Below are 21,056 nucleotides of genomic sequence, written 5' to 3'. Positions count from 1 at the left end.
GTGGAACTCAGATCCCCACCGTGTAGCCGGATGACCAGACCTGCATCTCCTGGATGATGCGGTCCCAGGCGCCGGTGACGAGCAGCAGTCCGGTCACGATCATCATGATCCCGCCGATGCGCATGACCCAGGCGTAGTGCTTCTTGACCCAGCCGAAGGCGCCGAGCGCCTTGCGGAAGGCCACTGCCGCGAGCACGAACGGCACTCCGAGACCGAGGCAGTAGGCCACGGTCAGTATGGCGCCGCGGCCGGCGGTCGCCTGCTCGAAGGCGAGGCCCTGCACCGACGCGAGTGTCGGTCCCAGGCACGGTGTCCAGCCGATACCGAACAGCGCCCCCAGCAGCGGGGCCCCGACCAGGCCGGTCACCGGCCGCTTGTGGAAGCGGAATTCGCGCTGGGTGAGCCAGGGCATCATGCCCATGAAGAAGATCCCGAGCAGGATCATCAGCACACCGAGGATCCTGCTGATGAGGCTCTGGTGCTCCTGGAGCCGGTGCCCGAAGTAACCGAAGAGCGCACCGCCCGAGACGAAGACGGCGGTGAAGCCGACGACGAACAGCGCGGCGCCCGCAGCCATCCGGCCGCGTCTGGCCTGCGCGAGATCGGATCCGCTGACCCCGGTGACGTAACTCAGATATCCGGGGACCAGCGGCAGGACGCACGGTGAGAAGAAGGAGATCAGCCCGCCCAGTACGGCGATGGGCAGGGCGACCAGGAGGGCGCCGTTGGTGACGGTCCCGCTGATCCCGGATTCGGCGGCGACGGTGACGAGCGCGCTCACCGGATCACTTCTCCGTGAGCAGCGGGTCGATCATCTTGCGCAGCGTGTCCTCCTCGACCCCGCCCGCCTTCCGGGCCGCGATCTTCCCGTTGCGGTCGACGACGACCGTGGAGGGAATGGACTGCGGGTTCAGGCTGCCGGCCGGGAAGCGGAGCAGCAGCTTGCCGCTCGGGTCGTAGAGGCTCGGGTACGGGACGTCGTAGTTCTTCTCGAACGCCTGGGCCGGACCGGTGGAGGTGTCACGGGTGTTGATCCCGACGAACTCGACGCCCTTGGACTTGAGGTCCCTGGAGACCTTCGCCAGGTTCCCGGCCTCGGCGCGGCACGGCGGGCACCAGGAGCCCCAGACGTTGAACACCACGATCTTGCCCTTGTAGGCGCCGGCCACATCGAGTGTCTTGCCGTCGACGGTCTTGCCGGACAGTTCGGGCGCGGTCTGGCGCCCGCTTTTCGCCGCGGTGACAATGCCACTGCTGCTGGTGACGTAGCGGGAGCCCTGGGAACTGCTCACCTTGGCGCCGGATCCGCACGCCGACAGAGCGAGCGCGGAGACCGCGACCACTGCGCCCAGCTGGGCGGCGCGGCGGACGTCGGTGCGGCGGCGGAGAGGGCGCGTAAGAGCCATGTGAAAAGTTTCGCATGGCCGTTTCCCGGATCTCGGGCACCCCCCTCACTGCCCGGAAAGCCCGATGTCAAGCAGCCTTAAGGAAACTGTTCCAACCGCCCTCGGGCCGCTGTCCGACTTCGAGGGTACGCAGCTTGTCGAGCACAGCGGGGTCCTGTACATCGAGCCAGTCACAGAACTGCCGGAAGGAGACGAGCCGTACGTCGGGACGGCCCGCGATCTTCTTCATTGCTTCCTCGACGGCGTCCATGTAGAGGCCGCCGTTCCACTCCTCGAAGTGGTTGCCGATGTACATGGGCGCGCGGTTCGATTCGTACGCCCGCTTGAATCCGGCGAAATAGGAGTCGGCGGCCTGCTTGCGCCAGTACGGATACTGCGACGTCATGCCCTTTGTCGAATTCTTGGACTGGTTGGCCAGCATGTTGTAGTCCATCGAGAGCACCTCGAAGGTGTGCCCGGGGAACGGGATCTGCTGGAGCGGGAGGTCCCAGAGTCCGCCGCGCTTGACCGGCCATGTCTGCATTCCGCCGGGCGAACTGGCGTCGTAGCGCCAGCCGAGCTTCTTCGCCGTGGGCAGCAGATTGTCCTGACCGAGCAGGCACGGAGTGCGGCTGCCGACGAGTTCCTTCCGGTAGTCGAAAGGCAGCGGGGGCTCGTCGTGCCAGCCGGTGTTCGTACGCCATTCGGTGACGAACGAGACGGCCTGGTCGATCTCGCTCTGCCACTGCTCGGGCGTCCAGTTCCCGACCGAACCCGAAGTGGTGCCGCAGAAATGCCCGTTGAAGTGCGTCCCGATCTCGTGGCCGTCGAGCCAGGCCTGCCGCGTGTACTTCATGGTCGCCTTGATGTGGTCATCGTTGAGATAACCGATGGCGGAGGCGCCGACCGGGTTGTTCGGCGGGTGGTAGAGCGATTTCTTCGACTCGGGGAGCAGGTACAGCCCGGAGAGGAAGAACGTCATCCCGGCCTGGTGTTCTTTCGCGAGTTTCAGGAATCGCGGGAAAAGGCCGTTGCCGACCTCTCCCGCGCCGTCCCAGGAGAAAATCACGAACTGCGGCGGGGTCTGCCCCGGCTCCAGCGGGACCGGCTTGTCCGGCTGATTCGGCTGGAGGCCGGTGTCGGCGGTCGACCCGTCCCCGATCAGCCGGACCGGACTCTTCTGCGGGCCCGATCCCGCACCCTGGCTTCCCTTTTGCGCACTTCCGACTGTGGACTTTCCGCCGGCACCGCAGCCCGCCAGGCCGGCCGCGGCCGCAGCCCCGGCTCCCAGCCCCAGCAGGCCCCTCCTGCTCATGTTGCTCATCGCGTCACCCATCTGTTGCGTCGTCCGGCGGCCCATACAAGCGGGCAACCGGTCAGATGATGGGATTAACGTGATGGTTCCGACCAACCGGTACTATTTTTCACCCTATGCGCCGAACGCTTTTGCCTTTCCTTTGGCGGGCTTTGCACCAGCCAGGAGATGGGACGGCACCAGGTCCCTCGCCGGTTCCGTGTAACCGACGGAGACGATCCGGTCACCCTGGTACGTGAAGGTCGTCAGCGAGGCGAGCGTGCACTGCCGCTTGCGCGGGTCGTGCCACAGGCGCCGCCGCTCGACGAAGCTCCGTACGGTCCAGATCGGCAGCTGGTGGCTGATGCAGACCGCCTCGTGCCCGCGCGCGGCGTCCCGCGCGGAGTTCAGGGCGCCCATCATCCGGACGACCTGGTCCACGTACGGCTCGCCCCAGGACGGCCGGAACGGGTTGGTGAGGTACTTCCAGTTCGCGGGCCGGCTCAGTGCGCCGTCCCCGACGCCGAACGTCTTGCCCTCGAAGATGTTCTCGGCCTCGATGAGCCGTGCGTCGGTGGCGAGGTCGAGGCCGTGCGAGGTGGCGACCGGGGCCGCGGTCTCCTGCGCGCGCTCCAGCGGGGAGGCCACGACATGGGTGATGTCCCGGCCCGCGAGGTGCTCGGCGACCCGGTCGGCCATCTCCCGGCCCAGCTCGGAGAGGTGGTAGCCGGGGCGGCGCCCGTACAGCACGCCGTCGGGGTTGTGCACCTCACCGTGGCGCATCAGATGCACGACGGTGATCTCGTTGCTTCTGTCGCTGCTGCTGTCGCTCATGCGGACACCTCTGCGGCGGCTCGGGCGGCGGCGGGCAGTGCGGCGGCGATGCGCTCGACCGCCCGCTCGTCGTGCGTGGTCGAAACGAACCAGGACTCGAAGGCCGACGGCGGGAGATAGACACCCTGCTCCAGCATCGAGTGGAAGAAGGGGGTGAAGCGGAAGGCTTCCTGCGCTTTGGCGTCCTCGTAGTCGCGGACGGGGCTGTCACTGAAGAAGACGGAGAACATGTTGCTCGCCGTCTGGATCGTGTGCGCGACGCCTTCCTTGCTGAGCGCCGCGGTGACCAGGCCCTGGATCTCCAGGGAGACCGCGTCGACCTTCTCGTACGCGGCGTCGTCGAGCAGTCGCAGCTGGGCGAGCCCGGCGGCGGTGGCGACCGGGTTCCCGGAGAGCGTGCCCGCCTGGTAGACGGGGCCGACGGGCGCCAGATACCCCATGACGTCCGCACGTCCGCCGAACGCGGCGGCCGGGAAGCCACCGCCCATGACCTTGCCGAAGGTCATCAGGTCGGGGCGGACCCCGTCGACGCCGTACCAGCCGGCCTTCGAGGTACGGAAACCGGTCATCACCTCGTCGGAGATGTACAGCGCGCCGTCGGCGGAGCAGAGCTCCTTGAGCCCGGCGTTGAACCCGTCGACGGGCGGCACCACGCCCATGTTCCCCGCGGACGCCTCGGTGATCACGCAGGCGATCTCACCGGGGTGGGCGGCGAAGGCCTGGCGTACGGCTTCGAGGTCGTTGTACGGCAGGACGATGGTGTCGCCGGTCTGCGCGCCGGTCACCCCCGGGGTGTCGGGGAGCCCGAGGGTCGCGACACCCGATCCGGCGGCGGCCAGCAGCGCGTCCACATGTCCGTGGTAGCAGCCGGCGAACTTCACCACCTTGGCCCGGCCGGTGAACCCGCGGGCGAGCCGGATGGCCGACATGGTCGCCTCGGTGCCCGACGACACCAGGCGCACCTGCTCGACGGGCTCGATTCGGGCGACGATCTCCTCGGCGAGTGCGACCTCGCCCTCCCCCGGCGTACCGAAGGAGGTGCCGCGCGCGACGGCGGCCTGCACGGCGGCGACGACCTCGGGGTGCGAGTGCCCGAGGATCATCGGACCCCACGAGCACACGAGGTCGACGTACTCACGGCCGTCGGCGTCGGTCAGGTAGGGACCGGTACCGGACACCATGAACCGGGGCGTACCGCCCACGGCACGGAAGGCGCGTACCGGGGAGTTCACCCCGCCGGGGGTCACAAGGGACGCACGGTCGAAGAGCGTCTGCGAAACTGGGGCTTCGTATTCGTACGGATAGCTCACACAAGCCATGGTGTCAGAGGCGCAGACGGTATTGCGGACAGGTGTTTCACCGCACATCCGTGGGGGAGGTCTCTGACACGATGATCGGGTTGCGCGGCGGGGGCCGCGAGTGGTCGGGTGGAGATATGCATCGCGGTGGCGGACTGGGTGAGGGGACCGATGACCTCGGTCCCGAGCCTGCCCGAAGGGGAAAGCACCGACGAGAGGCAGAGGCGCGGGCGAAGGCACGGAGTACGGGAAGCAGGAGTGGTGGGCTTGTGGGCGTGACCTACAAGTACTTCGGCGCGCCCGACGGGGCGACGGCGGCCCGGGTGCCGGTCACCATGCGCCCCGAGCAGCTGGGCGGCGACGAGCTCGGCATGGGCGGCATGTTCACGAAGATAAAGCCGGAGACGATGGCCGCCATGGTCCTCACCGGCATCCAGGGCATACCGCTGGGCAAGGTGCCCCCACTGGAACTGGTCGTGCTGCACCCCGACTACGCGGTCGTGAAGCTCCCGATGACGGTCGTGGACCCGCTGCGCGGGGTCGGCGAGGAATCGGTAGGAGCCGCGGCCTTCATCTGGTCGACGGTCCCGGACCGCGGCGGCCCCCGGGACGCGTTCAACGCGTACCAACTGCTGCACGAATGGCAGGACTTCTCCCACCGGCTGCACGACGCGGGGCATCAGGCGTACTGCCTGGTGTGGCCGTGAGCGGAGCCGGTCCCCTGCCCGGTCTCCGGTGTGCCGTGCCGGACGGACCTGCCGGACGGACGTGTCAGGTGGAGCGGCGCACGGGGGGATCGGACCAGCCGAGCGGATAGAGCACGGCGTCCTTGCCCTGGACCGCGGGCTCACCGCCCGCGTCGCTGAAGGCCGTCAGGGCCTTCACCAGGGCCGACCTCTCTTCCGGTGCGAGCTTCTCCACCACCGTCGCGATCTCCCGGCGGCGGCGGGCGGTGACCTCCTCGACCAGTCGGCGTCCCTCGGCGGTGAGGCGCAGCAGTGTGGCCCGTCGGTCGTCCGGGTCGGCCTGCCGGTCGGCGAGGCCGGCCGAGATGAGGCGGTCGAGCATGCGCATCGCTGTCGACGGGTTCACATCGAGCAGCTCGGCGAGCACCACGAGTTTCGCCGTGCCGTACGTCGACAGCACGACGAGCAGCCGGAACTGAGGCAGCGTGACCCGGTCCTCCACCTCGGCCAGCGACCTGGCCGACACGGCCACCAGCAGACGGGACGCCGTCAGCACCGCGTGGGTCACCGCGTCGACGTCGTCGGCGCCGGTCCTCGGGGCAGCGCCGGGGCCGGTGCCCGGGTCTGCGTCGGTGCCGGAGTCAGTGGGGTGCGGTTGCTCGCTCATGGTTCTTTGTACCGCGCCCCGGTGCGGGTTCCGGCCGCCGGTGCCCCCACCCCGGCCGGATTCAGGACGTGGCTGCCGCGGCCACCGGGTGCAGCGCCCGCAGTGCGCTCTGGTGGGTGATCCAGCCGACCGGGGCGCCCCGGTCCGCGTCGAGTACGGGCAGTCCGGTGCCCGGTGCCGAGACCAGTGCGTGCAGCGCGGCCGACAGCGGCATGTCGGAGCGGAGCCGCGGCGGCAGTTCGGCGAGGTCCCCGGCCGTCGCCGGTGCTCCGGCCCGGCCGTCCGGGGTCTCGGCCAGGGCCTCCGCCACAGCGCGGGCGGTGACCGTCCCGACATACCGGTCGTCGGCGTCGAGCACCGGGAGGCTGCCGTGCTCGGAGTGGGAGAGCAGCAGCGCGGCTGCCGACAGCGTGGTCCCGGCGGGCAGCGGATGCGGGAGCTCTTCCATGACCTCGTCGACCCGCCGGCTGCCCAGCGGGGCGCCGGGGGCCGCGGCGTCGAGGTCGATGCCCCGGCGCCGGAGTTTCAGGGTGTAGACGGTGTCCTGGCTGAGCAGTTTGCTGACCAGGGTGGCGGTGACCACAGCCAGCATCAGCGGCAGGATGATCGAGTACTCACCCGTCAGCTCGAAGAGAATCACCACCGCGGTGATCGGCGCCCGCGCCGATCCGGCGAACACCGCGCCCATCCCGACCAGTGCGTACGCCCCGACCGCCCCCGCCGTGCCGGGCAGCAGCTGCTGCATGCCGATCCCGTACGCGGAGCCGAGCATCGCGCCGATGAACAGACTCGGCGCGAACACCCCGCCGGAGCCGCCGATCCCGATGGTCAGACTGGTGGCGATGATCTTGCCGACCAGGAGCAGCAGCAGGAACCCGGCGGCGTACCGGCCCTCGGCGGCGTTCTCCAGAACCGGGTAGCCGACCCCGTACATCTCCGGAAGCGCCAGCAGGACGACGCCCAGCAGGAGTCCGCCGGCTGCGGGCCGCAGCCACTCCGGGCCGCGCCACGCCCAGTCGCAGGCGTCCTCGATCCAGTAGAGGGCGCGGGTGAAGCCGATGCCCGCGCATCCGGCCGCGATGCCGAGCAGAGCGAACAGGCCGTACTGGGCGACGTGTTCGACATGGAACGACGGCAGGTTCAGAAACGCGGCGTTCCCGAACGCGGCCCGGCCGATGACGCTCGCGGCCACGCTGGAGAGGACGACAGCGCCGAACGACTCGATGGCGAAGTCCCGCAGGATGAGCTCCATCGCGAAGAACACCCCGGCCAGCGGGGCGTTGAAGGTCGCCGCGATGCCGCCGGCCGCACCGCAGGCCACCAGCAGCCGCATCCGGCCCTCGGTGACCTTGGCCAGCCGGCCCAGCGTGGAGCCGAGTGCCGAGCCGATCTGCACGATCGGGCCCTCACGCCCCACCGATCCGCCGGACCCGATGGTCAGCGCCGAGGCGAGCGACTTGACGACCGCCACATTCGCGTTGATACGGCCGCCGCGCCGGGCGACCGCGAGCATCACCTCGGGCACCCCGTGGCCGCGGGCCTCTTTGGCGAACCGGTCCACCAGCGGCCCGTACAGCAGCCCGCCGACGACCGGCGCGAGCAGCACGAAGAACGGCCCGAGCCAAGACACGTGCGGGTTCGCGGCGTGCCCGGCGCCCGCGTAGTCCGCGTGTCCGGAGAAGAGCTGGGTGAAGGTCTTGATCAGCCAGCGGAAGACTATGGACCCGAGCCCCGCGCCGATGCCGGTCACCGCGGCGAGCACGGCGAGCTTCCCGTGCTCCTCGCGCATCCTTGCTGCCTGTGCGACGCCTCTGCTCAACATATTTGCATTATGCAAAAATATACTGCGAGAAGCTACGCATGTGACTCTTTGCACTGGGCAAATGAATGGGGAGGGGCAGCACGGACGGGGCCTCCGGGCCCTACTCCCCTACTTCCCCGCCAGCCGCGCCACATCCGCCTCCGTGCAGAGGCGGAACCCTCCCTGGGAGCGGGCCGACGGCCTGACCGTAGAGTTGCCCTGCCCGCGCGAGACCCGTGTGTCCGTGTGTCCTCATGGCGCCGGGGTGCCGCCCGGCATCTCGTATCTCCCACATCTCCCGGATCCCTGACCTGCCCGCCTGCCGCACGCCTCGATCCGGGTGGTGCCCGAGCACGACAGGTTCCCTCCCCCTTGCGCTCATCAGTTCTGCCCGACCCCGTCCGGGGACCGCGCCCGGTCTCCGGCGCCCGCCCTCCCTGGATGAACCCTCGGGTCTTCCGTACGGAGGTGCTGGCCGGCCTGGTGGTCGGTCTTGCGCTGATCCCCGAGGCGATCTCCTTCTCCGTCATCGCCGGTGTCGACCCCAAGGTGGGCCTCTTCGCCGCGTGCACGATGGCCATGGTGATCGCCTTCGTCGGCGGCCGCCCCGCGATGATCTCCGCATCGACCGGCTCGGTGGCTCTTGTCGTCGCCCCGGTAGCCCGGGAGCACGGACTCGCGTACCTCCTGGCGACGGTGATTCTGGCCGGTGCGTTCCAGATCGTCCTCGGCGCCGTGGGCGTGGCGAAGCTGATGCGGTTCGTGCCGCGTTCGGTGATGGTCGGCTTCGTCAACGCCCTGGGCATCCTGCTGTTCACCGCCCAGATACCGAACCTGACCGGTGTGCCCTGGCCGGTCTATCCGCTGACCTGCGCGGGCCTGCTCCTGATGGTGTTCTTCCCGAGACTGACGAAGGTGGTCCCGGCGCCGCTGGTCTCCATCGCGATCCTCACCGTCATCACCGTTGCCGCCGGCATCGCGGTCCCCACCGTCGGCGACAAGGGCAGGCTCCCCTCGTCGCTGCCGGTGCCGGGCCTGCCGGACGTACCGTTCGACCTCCAGACCCTGACCGTCATCGCTCCGTACGCGCTGGCGATGGCCCTGGTCGGGCTGATGGAGTCCCTGATGACGGCGAAGCTGGTGGACGAGATCACCGACACGCGCTCCGACAAGACCCGGGAATCCATCGGACAGGGCATCGCGAACATCGTCACCGGCTTCTTCGGCGGTATGGGCGGCTGCGCGATGATCGGCCAGACGATGATCAACGTCAAGAACGGGGCCCGGACCCGGCTGTCCACCTTCCTGGCCGGGTTCTTCCTGCTCGTCCTGTGCATCGTGCTGGGCCCGGTCGTCTCCAGGATCCCCATGGCGGCGCTGGTCGCCGTCATGGTCCTCGTCTCGGTCGGCACCTTCGACTGGCACTCCATCAGACCGGCCACGCTCAGGCGGATGCCGGCCGGCGAGACCGTCGTCATGGTGATCACCGTGATCATCACCGTGGCGACGAGCAACCTGTCCATCGGGGTGGTCGTCGGAAGCGTCATCGCCATGGTGATCTTCGCCCGCCGCGTCGCCCGACTCGCCGGGGTCACCTCCGTCATGGACCCGGATGCCGGCCGGATCACGTACACGGTGACCGGCGCGCTCTTCTTCGCCTCATCGAACGAGCTGGTAACCCGGTTCGACTACGCCGCCGATCCGGACAGGATCGTCATCGACCTGACGGCCGCCCATATCTGGGACGCGTCGTCGGTCGCCGCACTCGACGCCGTCACCACGAAATACGAGCAGCGCGGCAAGGCCGTCGAGATCGTCGGCCTCAACCGTCCCAGCGCCGAGATCCACGGGAGACTCACCGGCGAACTCACCGGCGGTCACTGACCACGACACCGGGCGGGCAGTCGGGCAGGCAGTCCAGGCAGCCGGCCGGGCAGTCCGGCGGGGCGTCTTCACATGCCGGGCACCGGCAGCGGGCCCCCAGCACTGCGCCGTGCGGCTGATGTACGGCCCCCGGTCGACCGCGTACACCCGGCCCCTGCGGAATCCGGCCCGAGGATCGGCAGATGGCCAGGCATCTTCGGACGACGGATCCGGCAAGCGATCCGGCAGTGACAGGTTCAGCGGTGACAGGTTCAGGGGTGACCGATCCGGCGGCAGCGGCTCCGGCGGCCGTACGGGCAGGTGGGCGCCGTGGCCGGGAGCAGTGACGGCGGAGCCGACGGCGACCGCGCCCCGCGGCCGGCCGTACCGGCGACCGGGGCCAGCCCCTGGCAGCAGAAGCCGCGGAAGGAGCCGGGCCCTGATGCCCGGCGCACCGGCGGGCTGCTCGGCCGGGCGCGGGTGCTGGCCGGCACGGCGCCGCCCGGACCCTTCCGCCCCGCGTTCTGGCGCAGTCCGCTCCGCGGCCCGTGGCTGACGGCGGTCCTCGGCCTGGTCCTGCTGTTCGGCATCACGGTCGTGTTCGTCACCGGACTGCTGTCGTACGCCGCCTACAACCCGGGCCTGGGGGCGCTCAACGACAAGACGCCCGGCAAGGGGCTGCTGGGCTTCTACCTGTTCACCTGGCCCACCCACCCCTACTGGCTCTACCGCCTCACCCAGGGCGTCCACGTCACCCTCGGGATCGTCCTCATCCCGGTGGTACTCGCCAAACTCTGGTCGGTCGTCCCGAAGCTCTTCACCTGGCCGCCCGCGCTCAGCCCCGCCCACGCCCTGGAGCGCCTCTCGCTGATTCTGCTGGTCGGCGGAGTCCTCTTCGAACTCGTCACCGGTGTGCTCAACATCCAGCTCGACTACATCTTTCCCGGGTCCTTCTACACCCTGCACTTCTACGGCGCCTGGGTGTTCATGGCCGCCTTCGCCGCCCATGCGGTGCTACGGCTGGGGCGGATGTGGCGGGCGGTGCGCTCCCGTACCCTGCGCTCGGTCCTGGCCACCGACGCGGCGCACACCGAACGGGAGCGGCCCGATCCGTACGGTCTGGTCGCCCCCGCGCCCGCCCGGCCGACCATGAGCAGGCGGGGCGCGCTCGGACTGGTCGGCGCCGGATCGCTGGCCCTGCTCGTGGTGACCGCAGGGCAGAGCATCGGAGGCTCCCTGCGGCGCACCGCACTGCTCGCCCCGCACAACCGCGACCCCCGGCCGGGCCCGAACGGCTTCCAGATCAACAAGAGCGCCGGCGCCGTCGGCATCAGGGCGTCGGACATCGGCCCCGGCTGGCGCCTGGAGATCCGCGGGGCCCGTCAACTCACCTTCACCCGAGCGCAGTTGCTCGCCATGGACCAGCACACGGCCCAGCTGCCGATCGCCTGTGTGGAGGGCTGGTCCACCGACGACCAGAGCTGGTCGGGGCTACGCCTCTCCGACCTCGCCGCACTCGCCGGGGCCCCGCACGCCACCAGCGTCCTCGTCGAATCCGTGCAGCGCCAGGGCGCCTTCCGCAAGGTGCTCCTGGCGGGCAACCAGATCAGCAACCCGCTCTCGCTGCTCGCCCTGCACGTCAACGGAGCCCCGCTCTCCACCGACCACGGCTACCCCGCCCGCATCATCGTTCCCGCCAACCCCGGCGTGAACAACACCAAATGGGTCCGCCGCCTCACCTTCCGGACGTGACCATGAGCCTCTTCTCGCGCCGCTACGGCGCCCACCCCGTCCATCTGCTCGTCATGGCCTGCTGCTTCACCGTCGCCGGGTACGCGGCGGTGCAGCTCCTCATGGGCCGTACCGTCGCCGTCGCCGTCTGGTTCATCGGTGCCGCGCTCCTGCACGACCTGGTCCTGGTGCCCCTCTACAGCGCCGCGGACCTCACCGCCCAGGCCGCGCTCCCGCCGCACAAGGGCCGCCAGGGACCTACGGACAGCAAGGGACCTACGGACAGCGAGGGCCGCAGGGGCCGTACGGGCCGTTCGGCGGGGCGCCGTGGGCTCAACCACCTGCGCACCCCGGTGGTCCTGTCGCTGCTCCTGCTGCTGGTCTGGTTCCCGCTGATCCTGCGCAGGTCCGCCCCGTACCACCAGGACACCGGGCTCTCGGACAGCGTCTACCTCGACCGGTGGCTGCTGATCACCGCGGGGCTGTTCGTGGCCTCCGCGCTCACCGCCCTGGTCAACACGGCCCGCCGGCGCCACCGCTCCCGGCCGACGGCTGACGGCTGACGGCTGACGGCTCCAGTGCGGATCGCGGCCGGTGAGAGCGAGCACCCGGTCGAACGCGGAGGCCCCGGCCGCGACCGGCACCGGCTCGCCGAAGATGTGGCCGCGCTGGACCGCCACGTTCCGAGGTGACGCGGTGACCGGGGTGGCGGCCGGGGCGGAGCCCCCGGGAGCAGGCGCTCCCGGGAACCGGCCATCGGCGGCCCCGGACCTCAAGGGCGGTACCACCTCACGGGCAGCACCAGGGGGATCGTCCGGGGTAGTGCCCGTTTCAGCTGCTGAGGAGTTCGTTGCCCGCCTTCAGGGCGTCGCCCCCGGCCTTCGCCGCTCCCTTCACGGCGTGCACCTTCTTGCCGACGTTGTTCCCGACGACACTCTTGGCGATGGGCTTGGCCTGCTCGCCGACAGCGGCCGTGGTCTGGGCAGTGTCGCTGAGCGTGCCCCCGAGGCTGCTGGCCTGGGCGGCGGGAGCGAAGGCGGCGAGGAGGGCGGATCCGGCGGCGGCGGTGGTGAGAATTCGACGTACGTTCATGGTCGGGGTAACGCACGGAGGCGTCCGAAGGCACGCCCCCGTCAGCGGATCGACCCCGACTGGCCGCCGATCCCACTCGCACGGGGAGTTCACAGGGGCTGGCGAATGGTGGGCGCCGAGCGGCAGCCATTCGGCAGCCCCGGCATATTTCCGGCACATTTAACTGCGTGACACAGATTCTGTTGCACGCTTAACATTACGGACCACTCGTACCGGGCACGCACACCCGGCATACGCACCGGACACCCGGGGGCCCGCCCCCGGACCCACCGAAAGGACCCTCACATGACCGTCCTCGTCACCGGAAGCCGTGGCAAAGTCGGCTCCGCCCTCATCCCGCTGCTGCACGGCAAGGGAGTGGAGGTGCGGGCCGCGTCGGCCGCTCCCGGGCGCCTCTCCCTCCCCGACGGCGTGGCAGCCGTACGGTGCGACCTCCATGACCCCGCCACCTTCCCGGCCGCGCTCGACGGGGCCGACGCGGTCTTCCTGTACGCGGAGCCCTCGCAGATCGGCGCGTTCGTCCAGCAGGCCGAGGCCGCGGGCGTCCAGCACATCGTGCTGCTCTCCTCCAGTTCCGTGCTGGGCCCGGAGGCATCCGAAAGCGCGATCGCCGCCACCCATCTCGCCGTCGAACAGGCGCTGGCCGCCTCATCCGTCGAGACGACCTTCCTGCGGCCCGGCGCGTTCGCGGGCAATGCCCTCCAGTGGAAGTGGGCCCTGCAGTCCGCGGGCACCATCGACCTTCCCTACCCCGGCAGTTACTCCGACCCGATCCACGAACGGGACATCGCCGAGTCCGCGTACGCCGCACTCACCGAACCCGCGCTGCGCGGCCAGGCGTACCACCTGACCGGTCCGCAGTCGCTCACCTTCACCGAGCAGATCGCGGCCCTCGAAGCCGCGACCGGCCGCGCCATCCCGTTCCGGCGCGTCGCCCCCGATGCGTGGAAGGAGTCGGTCAGCCCCTATCTGCCCGCCGCAGCCGCAGACAGCCTGCTGCACTACTGGGCCACGTCCGACGGCGTCCCCACCACCGTCACCGACCAGGTGGAGATACTCACCGGCCACCCGGCACGCACCTTCGCCACCTGGGCCGCCGAGAACGCGGCAGCGTTCACCGCAGCACCCAGCACAACCGCCGGACCCACCGCCACCGGACCCGCAACCACCTGACCCTGCCGGCTCTCCCCCGGCTCTCCCCCGGCTCTCCCCCGACACAGCGGAAATCTCTGGCCCGGCCCCCCGGCCCGATGACATCCTGACAGCGTGAACGGACCGGAGATCCACCTCGAAGTCGCCCCTGAACTTCGCCTCTTCCTCCCGTCGGAACGCCGCCAGGGACGTACGGACCTGGTCACCGACGGCTCGTCCACGCTCGGCCACGTCGTCGAGTCGGCCGGCATCCCGCTCACCGAGGCCGGCCGGCTGGCCGTGGACGGCCGGACCGTACCGCCCTCGCACATCCCGCGCGCGGGGGAGACCGTCGAGGTGTACGCGGTGGAGCGCCCCCAGCAGGTGCCGGGCGCCCCGCTCCGCTTCCTGCTCGACGTCCATCTCGGCACGCTGGCACGGCGGTTGCGGCTGCTCGGCGTGGACACCGCGTACTTCAGTGAGGACATCGGCGACCCCGCCCTCGCCACATACTCGGCGCAGCACCGGCGCGTCCTGCTGTCCCGGGACCGTGGCCTGCTGCGCCGGCGCGAGCTCTGGGCCGGGGCGTACGTCTACAGCGACCAGCCCGACGAGCAACTCCGCGACGTACTGGGCAGGTTCGCCCCCGACCTCGCACCCTGGACCCGGTGCAGCGCCTGCAACGGCGAGCTGGTCCCCGCCTCCAAGGAGAGCGTGCGCGGACGGATCGAGGGCGGCACCGAGCGCTCCCACGACGTCTTCGCCCAGTGCGTCGCGTGCGGGCGGGTGTACTGGCGCGGGGCGCACCACCACCGCCTGGAGGCGATCGTGGCCGATGCGCTGCGCGAGTTCAGCCCAGCTCCCCGCTCCGCAGACGGCTGATCTGTTGCGCGCTCATCGCCACGGTCCGCCGCATGTGGTCGGTGAGCAGGGCGATCTCCCGGTCGTCATAGGCGTCGAACATCGCGAACCAGGCGCCGTTCAGCTGCGCCCAGACCGCCCCGAACTCCGCCATACGCGCGGGCACCGTCACCACGAGCACCTTCCGCCGGTCGTCGGCGTCGCGCTGCCGCCGCACATAGCCCGCGCGCTCAAGGCGGTCGACGAGCCGGGTCGCCGACCCGGTGGTGAGCCCGGTCAGCTCAGCGATCCGCCCCGTCGTGACCGGCCCCGGTTCGAGACTCAGCAGATTGAGGCACTGCACATCGGTGGGGTGCAGCCGCAGATGGTCGGCGAGAGCCTGGTTGAACAGCGCGTACGCAGCCATGTACCGGCGCGAGGTGGCCCCCAGCTCGGCCATGAGCGCGCTGCGCGGCCCGGTCTTCTGCGTCATGCAGAAATCGTAGACCTGCCACGCTGTGCCCCATGCTGATCCTCCGCTCGGTTGCCCTCTTCGTCCTCGCCGCACTCTTCGAGATCGGCGGCGCCTGGCTGATCTGGCAGGGCGTACGGGAGAGCAGGGGCTGGATCTGGATCGGCGGCGGCGTCATCGCGCTCGGCATCTACGGCTTCGTCGCGACCCTCCAGCCCGACGGCCAGTTCGGCAGGATCCTCGCCGCGTACGGGGGGATCTTCGTCGCCGGGTCGATCCTCTGGGGCATGGTCGCCGACGGCTACCGCCCGGACCGCTGGGACGTGACGGGCGCACTGGTCTGCCTGGCCGGGATGGCCGTGATCATGTACGCACCACGCGGCCGCTGAGACCGGGCATATCCTGGCAGCCCGTCCCGCACCGACCGCCCTGGCCGCACCCGGCCGCCGTCCCGAGGAGCCTCCCCATGACCGCCGCGCCCGCAGCCACCAACCGCATCGCTGTCGTCACCGGAGCGAGCAGCGGCATCGGCGCAGCCACCGCACGGCAGCTCGCCGCAGCCGGCTACCGGGTCGTGCTCACCGCGCGCCGCAAGGACCGCATCGAGGCCGTGGCGGCGGAGATCAACGCAGCGGGCCACCAGGCCACGGCGTACGTCCTGGACGTCACCGACCGCCCGGCCGTCGAGGAGTTCGCCACCGCGTTCCCCACCATCGGTGTCCTGGTCAACAACGCGGGCGGCGCACTCGGCGCCGACCCGGTGGCCACCGGCGACCCGGCGGACTGGCGCCAGATGTACGAGACCAACGTCATCGGCACACTCAACCTCACCCAGACCCTGCTCCCCGCCCTGGTCGCGAGCGGCGACGGCACGGTCGTGATCGTCTCGTCCACGGCGGGCCACGGGGCGTACGAGGGCGGCGGCGGTTACGTGGCCGCCAAGAACGGCGCCCGCGTGCTCGCCGAGACCCTCCGCCTGGAGATCGTGGGCCGGCCGGTACGGGTGATCGAGATCGCCCCCGGCATGGTCAGGACCGAGGAGTTCGCCACGACCCGCTTCGGCGGCGACGAGGAGAAGGCCGCCAAGGTCTACGCGGGCGTGGCAGAGCCGCTGGTGGCGGATGACGTGGCGGAGGCCATCACCTGGTCGGTGACCCGCCCCAGCCACGTCAACATCGACCTCCTGGTGGTCCGCCCGCGCGCCCAGGCGTCCAACACCAAGGTGCACCGGGAACTGTGAAACAGCCCGACCGGCTACGGGTCAGCCCTTCACACACACAACCTGCTTGATCTTGGCGACGACCTCGACCAGGTCCCGCTGCTGCTCCATGACCTGTTCGATCGGCTTGTAAGCGGCCGGGATCTCGTCCAGCACGCCGGAGTCCTTACGGCACTCCACACCACGCGTCTGCTCCACCAGATCCTGAGTGGAGAACCGCCGTTTGGCGGCGTTGCGACTCATCCGCCGGCCCGCCCCGTGCGAGGCCGAGTTGAAGGCCTTCTCGTTGCCGAGACCCTTCACGATGTACGAACTGGTGCCCATCGATCCGGGGATGATCCCGTACTCGCCCGAGCCGGCGCGAATGGCCCCCTTGCGGGTGACCAGCACGTCCACGCCCTCGTAGCGCTCCTCCGCCACATAGTTGTGGTGGCAACTGATCTCCTGCTCGAAGGTGACCCGCGCCTTCTTGAACTCCTTCCGGATCACGTCCTTGAGGAGACCCATCATGATCGCGCGGTTGTACTTGGCGTACTCCTGGGCCCAGTACAGGTCGTTCCGGTAGTCACCCATCTGCGGGGTGTCCGAGATGAACACCGCCAGGTCCCGGTCGACCAACCCCTGGTTGTGCGGGAGCTTCTGCGCGATGCCGATGTGGTGCTCGGCCAGTTCCTTGCCGATGTTGCGGGACCCCGAGTGCAGCATCAACCACACGACGCCGTCATCATCCAGACAGACCTCGATCATGTGATTTCCGCTTCCGAGCGAACCCATCTGCTTCGTAGCCCGGCCCTGACGGAACTTGACCGCTTCGGCGACCCCGTCGAACCGCTCCCAGAAGTCGTCCCAGCCCGCCGCCGGGAAGCCGTGCAGCCGGCCCGGTTCCACCGGGTCGTCGTGCATCCCCCGGCCCACCGGAATGGCCTGTTCGATCTTGGAGCGCAGCCGCGACAGATCCCCCGGAAGATCGTTCGCCGTCAGTGACGTCTTCACCGCCGACATTCCGCAGCCGATGTCCACACCCACGGCCGCCGGGCAGACCGCCCCGTGCATCGCGATCACCGAGCCGACCGTCGCGCCCTTGCCGTAGTGCACGTCCGGCATGACGGCGAGGCCCTTGATCCAGGGCAGTGTGGCGACGTTCCGCAGCTGCTGCATCGCGCCGTCCTCGACCGACGCCGGGTCGGCCCACATGCGGATGGGGACTTTCGCGCCCGGAACCTCTACATACGACATAGCTCCTCGATTCCCCCGAACAACATGAAAGAGAAAAATACGCATCAAGATCCGCGAAAACGACAGCGGACCGGCGTGTACACCAGTGCGTGCGATAGACATTGTGTCCGGTCACCGTCATCAGGCGGTATCCGTTTTCCGTTCCGAAGGGAGCCTCGGACAGTGCAGCGAAGGGCTTACGTTCCCGGCTTGGTGCTGCTCGCAGCGCTCGTCACCGGCTGCACGACCGGTTCCGGGACCGATGGTTCCGCCGCCGACGCGAAGCCCGGTGAGACCACTCCCGCCGCGGCGCCCGGCAAGTACTCCACCCTGCCCGAACCCTGCCGCGCCGCCGACCACGGCGTTCTGAAGGACATGTTCCCGGAGTTCGCCGACCTGCCGAAGGACCAGCAGGAGCAGGCGTACGCGGGCACCCCCGAGGCCACCTTCGACACCGACCGCCAGGTGGGCTGCCGGTGGAAGGCCGACGCGCCCACCGACGCCCACCGGCTGCGTATCTCGATGGAACGCGTCGTGAGTTACGACACCACCGTCAGCGACGACGACCAGGCCAAGACCCTCTACGAGCAGAAGCTCGCCGCCGCCGGCCTCCCGGCGGACGGCTCCTCACCCACCGCGACCGCGTCCACCGGCGCGGATGGCGGTACGGACACGGGCGCGGACGGGGCCGCGACCGGCGGCACACCGGCCACCGGGAAGCCCGGGAAGCCCGGGAAGAACGGCGGGCAGAAGGGCGGGCAGGAGGACAGCACGCCGGACGCCACGGCCGGCGGGCAGAGCGACGACGACCAGTCGGCGGACGGCCTCCAGTCGCGTACCCTCAGCGGCCTCGGCAGCTCCGCCTTCCTCGCCGACATCCCGGCCAAGGCAGGCGCGGCATCCCCGCAGCACACCGTCAGGGTGGTCTTCCGCGCGTCGAACGTCCTCGTCACCGTGGAGTACAGCGAGGAGCCCGCCGAGGCGGGCGCTCCCCCCGACACCAAGACCTTGCAGGACAGGACGCAGACCATGGCCGGCAAACTCGCCGACCAGATCGGCGAATAGTCCGCCGGCCGGCCCTCGGCGTACCGTGGCGGCCCGGACGTACACACAAACGACATATATGACCCGTACGCCCGGTACGCCCCGTACGACACCTGAGCGAAGGAACCATGCACCGATCAGCCCCGCGACTCACCCGCCTTCTCGCCTGTGCAGCCGTCCCCGTGATGCTCGTCGTCGCCGGCTGCTCATCGGACTCCGGCTCCAGCGGCAAGAAGAACTCCAGCTCCTCCCCCGCGCCCAGCGCGTCGGCGTCCCCGACCGTCGCGAAGGCGGTGTACCCGAAGCTGCCCGACGCCTGTAAGTCGATCCCGGCGAAGACCGTCTCGGACCTGGTCCCCAAGGCGAAGGACAAGTCGGGCACCGCGGATAAGTCGACCGACCTGTCGGCCCGCGCCGGCTGTTCCTGGAACGGCCTGGAGAGCAAGGGCACCAAGGGCTCCCAGTACCGCTGGCTCTCCGTCTCGTATCTGCGCTTCGGCTCGGACTCCGTCCTCGGCAGCGGGCAGAAGCGCGCGCAGGACCAGTACGCCAAGACAGTGGCCGACGTGAAGGCGACGGACGGCGCGAAGAGCGTCAAGACGGTGACCACACCGGGCATCGGCAACGAGGCGACCACCGTCACCTACGAACAGCGCAAGACCGACGCGGACTTCATCTACGCCGTGGTCATCACGCGTTCGGAGAACGTCGTCACCGTCGTCAACCACAACGGCGCCGGTTACGAAGGCCTCAAGTCCCCCTCGGCCGACGACATGTCGAAGGGCGCGCAGACGGCGGCCAAGGCTGCGGTCGCCTCGGTGGCCTCGGCCAACAAGTAGCCCCCGCAAGCCTTTTCGGGAACCCGCCTCCGGAGCCCGGCCCCCTCGGGGACCGGGCTCCGGGCGTACCCGCGCAACGCCGTCCGTACACATGTGCCAGGCTGTGCCCGCCGGATGTCGAATTCAGGAGGGGACCGCGGGTGGCCGCGATGCAGCTGACACGCACGCACCGGATACTCATCGCGCTCGTCGTCGCGGGCGCGGTGATCATCGCCGGGATCGGTTTCGTGGGTTCCTACGCGGCCGTGCGCGAACTCGCCCAGGAGAAGGGCTTCGGCTCCTTCTCGACGGTCTTCCCCATCGGTATCGACGCGGGGATCTGTGTGCTGCTCGCACTGGATCTGCTGCTGACCTGGATCCGTATCCCGTTCCCGCTGTTGCGCCAGACCGCGTGGCTGCTGACGGCCGCGACGATCGCGTTCAACGGCGCCGCGGCCTGGCCCGACCCGCTGGGGACGGGGATGCACGCGGTGATCCCGGTGCTGTTCGTGGTCTGCGTCGAGGCGGCACGCCACGCGGTGGGCCGGATCGCCGACATCACGGCCGACAAGCACATGGAGGGCGTGCGCCTCACCCGCTGGCTGCTCGCACCGGTCCCCACCTTTCTGCTGTGGCGCCGGATGAAGCTGTGGGAGCTGCGCAGGTACGACGAGGTCATCAAGCTCGAACAGGACCGGCTGATCTACCAGGCCCGGCTCCAGGCCCGGTTCGGGCGCGCGTGGCGGCGCAAGGCGCCGATCGAGTCGCTGATGCCGCTGCGGCTGGCGAGGTACGGGGTCCCTCTCGCGGAGACGGCCTCCTCCGGGCTGGCCGCGGCCGGCATCGAACCGGTGCTGCTGTCCCCGGTGCCCGCCCTGGAGGCGGGGACCACTGCTGCGGGCCCCGCCGCCGCGCCCGCACCGGCCGCGACGGAGGCAGCGGTCCCGCCGGGCCCCACCGGCCAGGCGCGGGAGCAGGAGCCGCCGACCACGCACGAGAGCCCGTGGTTCGCCGCGCCGCAGGTCTCGCAGGAGGCGTACACGGGCACCTACGACCCGGCGTACGAGCCCGCGTACGACCAGCAGTACCCGCAGGATTACGACCAGGGTTACGAGCCGGGTTACGAGCAGGAGTACCGGCAGGGTTACGAGCAGGGGTACGACGACCCGTACGCGCAGGGTCACGGCCCGCAGCACGGCGATCCCCAGCAGGCCCAGCAGTACGACCAGACCCAGCAGCCCCAGCAGTACGACCGGCCGGACGCCGCCGGCTCCCCCGACCCCGCACAGGTCATGGTCCCCACCGGCGCGGGCGGTTCGCGCCCCCTCGGTGGGGTGATCCCCGGGCCGCGCGCCGAGTCGCACCCCGCCGACGCGGTCACCGAGACCACCGGCACCCCGGAGACCACCGAGGCGGACAGCCCGGAGGTGCAGGGGCTGCCGGAGGACGTGTCCCGCGAGGACGCGTACTTCGGGGCCTACCGGAAGTTCATCAGCGAGAACAACGAGGTCCCGACGGTGCGTCAGTTCGGCCGGTACCTCAAGGACCTGTACGGCGTCACGGGCCGCAACAGCGAGACCCTGAGCGACAGTTCGCTCCGCCCGTACCTGGCCCGCTTCCAGCACCGTTACGCGGAGGAGCTGGACGCGGAGCACATCGCGTAACC

21 protein-coding genes and 1 pseudogene are annotated in these 21,056 nt (G+C 70.0%); 11 read left to right on the top strand and 11 right to left on the bottom strand.

Going from position 1 to position 21,056, the window contains the following annotated elements:
* Window positions 1–7 precede the first annotated feature (7 nt).
* From OHB13_RS21275 to hemL, 5 genes are all read right to left on the bottom strand, one after another.
* Window positions 8–781 carry a cytochrome c biogenesis CcdA family protein gene (locus OHB13_RS21275; RefSeq protein WP_328378157.1) on the bottom strand — a complete coding sequence of 258 codons (774 nt, stop codon included), beginning with the start codon at window positions 779–781 and terminating at the stop codon, window positions 8–10.
* 4 nt (window positions 782–785) lie between these two features.
* Window positions 786–1,406, bottom strand: a complete 621-nt coding sequence (locus tag OHB13_RS21270) for a TlpA family protein disulfide reductase (RefSeq protein WP_328378156.1) — start codon at window positions 1,404–1,406, stop codon at window positions 786–788.
* A 67-nt stretch (window positions 1,407–1,473) separates the two neighbouring features.
* Window positions 1,474–2,709 (bottom strand): hypothetical protein, encoded by a 1,236-nt coding sequence (locus OHB13_RS21265; protein WP_266854537.1) that lies wholly within the window; start codon window positions 2,707–2,709, stop codon window positions 1,474–1,476.
* Window positions 2,710–2,814: 105 nt separating this feature from the next.
* Window positions 2,815–3,513, bottom strand: coding sequence for a histidine phosphatase family protein (locus OHB13_RS21260; protein ID WP_266854539.1), 699 nt, complete (start codon window positions 3,511–3,513; stop codon window positions 2,815–2,817).
* Window positions 3,510–4,832 carry a glutamate-1-semialdehyde 2,1-aminomutase gene (gene hemL, locus OHB13_RS21255; protein WP_266854540.1) on the bottom strand — a complete coding sequence of 441 codons (1,323 nt, stop codon included), beginning with the start codon at window positions 4,830–4,832 and terminating at the stop codon, window positions 3,510–3,512. The genes OHB13_RS21260 and hemL overlap by 4 nt, the downstream gene beginning before the upstream one ends.
* Window positions 4,833–4,948: 116 nt before the next feature.
* Between hemL and OHB13_RS21250 the strand changes: the two genes are divergently transcribed.
* On the top strand, window positions 4,949–5,518 hold the full coding sequence (locus OHB13_RS21250) for a hypothetical protein (protein WP_266854542.1): 570 nt from the start codon (window positions 4,949–4,951) through the stop codon (window positions 5,516–5,518).
* A gap of 64 nt (window positions 5,519–5,582) precedes the next feature.
* Here the strand turns inward: OHB13_RS21250 and OHB13_RS21245 are convergent, their stop codons facing one another.
* The 3 genes and pseudogenes from OHB13_RS21245 to OHB13_RS21235 form a co-directional block, all read right to left on the bottom strand.
* Complete coding sequence (locus tag OHB13_RS21245) at window positions 5,583–6,164, bottom strand: MarR family winged helix-turn-helix transcriptional regulator (protein WP_328378155.1); 582 nt, start codon at window positions 6,162–6,164, stop codon at window positions 5,583–5,585.
* Between the two features lie 61 nt (window positions 6,165–6,225).
* A complete protein-coding gene (locus tag OHB13_RS21240; protein ID WP_328380358.1) occupies window positions 6,226–7,953 on the bottom strand; it encodes a chloride channel protein in 1,728 nt (575 codons plus the stop codon).
* Between the two features lie 153 nt (window positions 7,954–8,106).
* Window positions 8,107–8,172 (bottom strand): annotated as a pseudogene (locus tag OHB13_RS21235) (MerR family transcriptional regulator); the annotation flags it as partial.
* Between the two features lie 234 nt (window positions 8,173–8,406).
* Here OHB13_RS21235 and OHB13_RS21230 point away from each other — a divergent pair.
* The 3 genes from OHB13_RS21230 (at window position 8,407) to OHB13_RS21220 (ending at window position 12,122) form a co-directional block, all read left to right on the top strand.
* Complete coding sequence (locus tag OHB13_RS21230) at window positions 8,407–9,849, top strand: SulP family inorganic anion transporter (protein ID WP_328378154.1); 1,443 nt, start codon at window positions 8,407–8,409, stop codon at window positions 9,847–9,849.
* A gap of 441 nt (window positions 9,850–10,290) precedes the next feature.
* On the top strand, window positions 10,291–11,580 hold the full coding sequence (locus OHB13_RS21225; RefSeq protein ID WP_443063005.1) for a molybdopterin-dependent oxidoreductase: 1,290 nt from the start codon (window positions 10,291–10,293) through the stop codon (window positions 11,578–11,580).
* A gap of 2 nt (window positions 11,581–11,582) precedes the next feature.
* Window positions 11,583–12,122: a hypothetical protein gene (locus tag OHB13_RS21220; RefSeq protein ID WP_328380356.1), complete on the top strand. Its 540-nt coding sequence runs from the start codon at window positions 11,583–11,585 to the stop codon at window positions 12,120–12,122.
* Window positions 12,123–12,390: 268 nt separating this feature from the next.
* On the opposite strand, the gene OHB13_RS21215 is transcribed toward OHB13_RS21220, so the two are convergent.
* On the bottom strand, window positions 12,391–12,651 hold the full coding sequence (locus OHB13_RS21215) for a hypothetical protein (protein WP_266854554.1): 261 nt from the start codon (window positions 12,649–12,651) through the stop codon (window positions 12,391–12,393).
* 285 nt (window positions 12,652–12,936) lie between these two features.
* Here OHB13_RS21215 and OHB13_RS21210 point away from each other — a divergent pair, with 285 nt between their 5' ends.
* Together OHB13_RS21210 and OHB13_RS21205 are read left to right on the top strand one after the other, a co-directional pair.
* Complete coding sequence (locus OHB13_RS21210) at window positions 12,937–13,824, top strand: SDR family oxidoreductase (protein ID WP_328378153.1); 888 nt, start codon at window positions 12,937–12,939, stop codon at window positions 13,822–13,824.
* Window positions 13,825–13,917: 93 nt separating this feature from the next.
* Window positions 13,918–14,664, top strand: coding sequence for a Mut7-C RNAse domain-containing protein (locus OHB13_RS21205; RefSeq protein ID WP_328378152.1), 747 nt, complete (start codon window positions 13,918–13,920; stop codon window positions 14,662–14,664).
* On the opposite strand, the gene OHB13_RS21200 is transcribed toward OHB13_RS21205, so the two are convergent.
* Window positions 14,633–15,115 (bottom strand): MarR family winged helix-turn-helix transcriptional regulator, encoded by a 483-nt coding sequence (locus OHB13_RS21200; RefSeq protein WP_266854560.1) that lies wholly within the window; start codon window positions 15,113–15,115, stop codon window positions 14,633–14,635. The two genes, OHB13_RS21205 and OHB13_RS21200, sit on opposite strands and share 32 nt — an antisense overlap.
* 32 nt (window positions 15,116–15,147) lie before the next feature.
* Here OHB13_RS21200 and OHB13_RS21195 point away from each other — a divergent pair, with 32 nt between their 5' ends.
* The gene (locus tag OHB13_RS21195; RefSeq protein ID WP_266854562.1) at window positions 15,148–15,483 is read left to right on the top strand and encodes a YnfA family protein; all 336 of its coding nucleotides are present in this window, start codon (window positions 15,148–15,150) and stop codon (window positions 15,481–15,483) included.
* A 77-nt stretch (window positions 15,484–15,560) separates the two neighbouring features.
* Window positions 15,561–16,334: an SDR family NAD(P)-dependent oxidoreductase gene (locus tag OHB13_RS21190; RefSeq protein WP_328378151.1), complete on the top strand. Its 774-nt coding sequence runs from the start codon at window positions 15,561–15,563 to the stop codon at window positions 16,332–16,334.
* A 21-nt stretch (window positions 16,335–16,355) separates the two neighbouring features.
* Here OHB13_RS21190 and OHB13_RS21185 read toward each other — a convergent pair whose 3' ends face one another.
* Window positions 16,356–17,549 (bottom strand): RtcB family protein, encoded by a 1,194-nt coding sequence (locus OHB13_RS21185; protein WP_328378150.1) that lies wholly within the window; start codon window positions 17,547–17,549, stop codon window positions 16,356–16,358.
* 192 nt (window positions 17,550–17,741) lie between these two features.
* On the opposite strand from OHB13_RS21185, the gene OHB13_RS21180 reads away from it, so the two are divergent.
* The 3 genes from OHB13_RS21180 to OHB13_RS21170 all read left to right on the top strand — a co-directional run bounded on the left by OHB13_RS21180 (window position 17,742) and on the right by OHB13_RS21170 (window position 21,054).
* Complete coding sequence (locus OHB13_RS21180; protein WP_328380355.1) at window positions 17,742–18,593, top strand: DUF3558 domain-containing protein; 852 nt, start codon at window positions 17,742–17,744, stop codon at window positions 18,591–18,593.
* Window positions 18,594–18,700: 107 nt separating this feature from the next.
* Window positions 18,701–19,411, top strand: coding sequence for a DUF3558 domain-containing protein (locus OHB13_RS21175; protein ID WP_266854566.1), 711 nt, complete (start codon window positions 18,701–18,703; stop codon window positions 19,409–19,411).
* A 140-nt stretch (window positions 19,412–19,551) separates the two neighbouring features.
* Window positions 19,552–21,054, top strand: coding sequence for a DUF2637 domain-containing protein (locus OHB13_RS21170; RefSeq protein WP_328378149.1), 1,503 nt, complete (start codon window positions 19,552–19,554; stop codon window positions 21,052–21,054).
* Window positions 21,055–21,056 lie beyond the last annotated feature (2 nt).

This window comes from Streptomyces sp. NBC_00440, from assembly GCF_036014215.1.
Lineage (GTDB): Bacteria > Actinomycetota > Actinomycetes > Streptomycetales > Streptomycetaceae > Streptomyces.
Note: the sequence above shows the minus strand (reverse complement) of the source record. Positions and strands in the feature narration are given on the sequence as shown.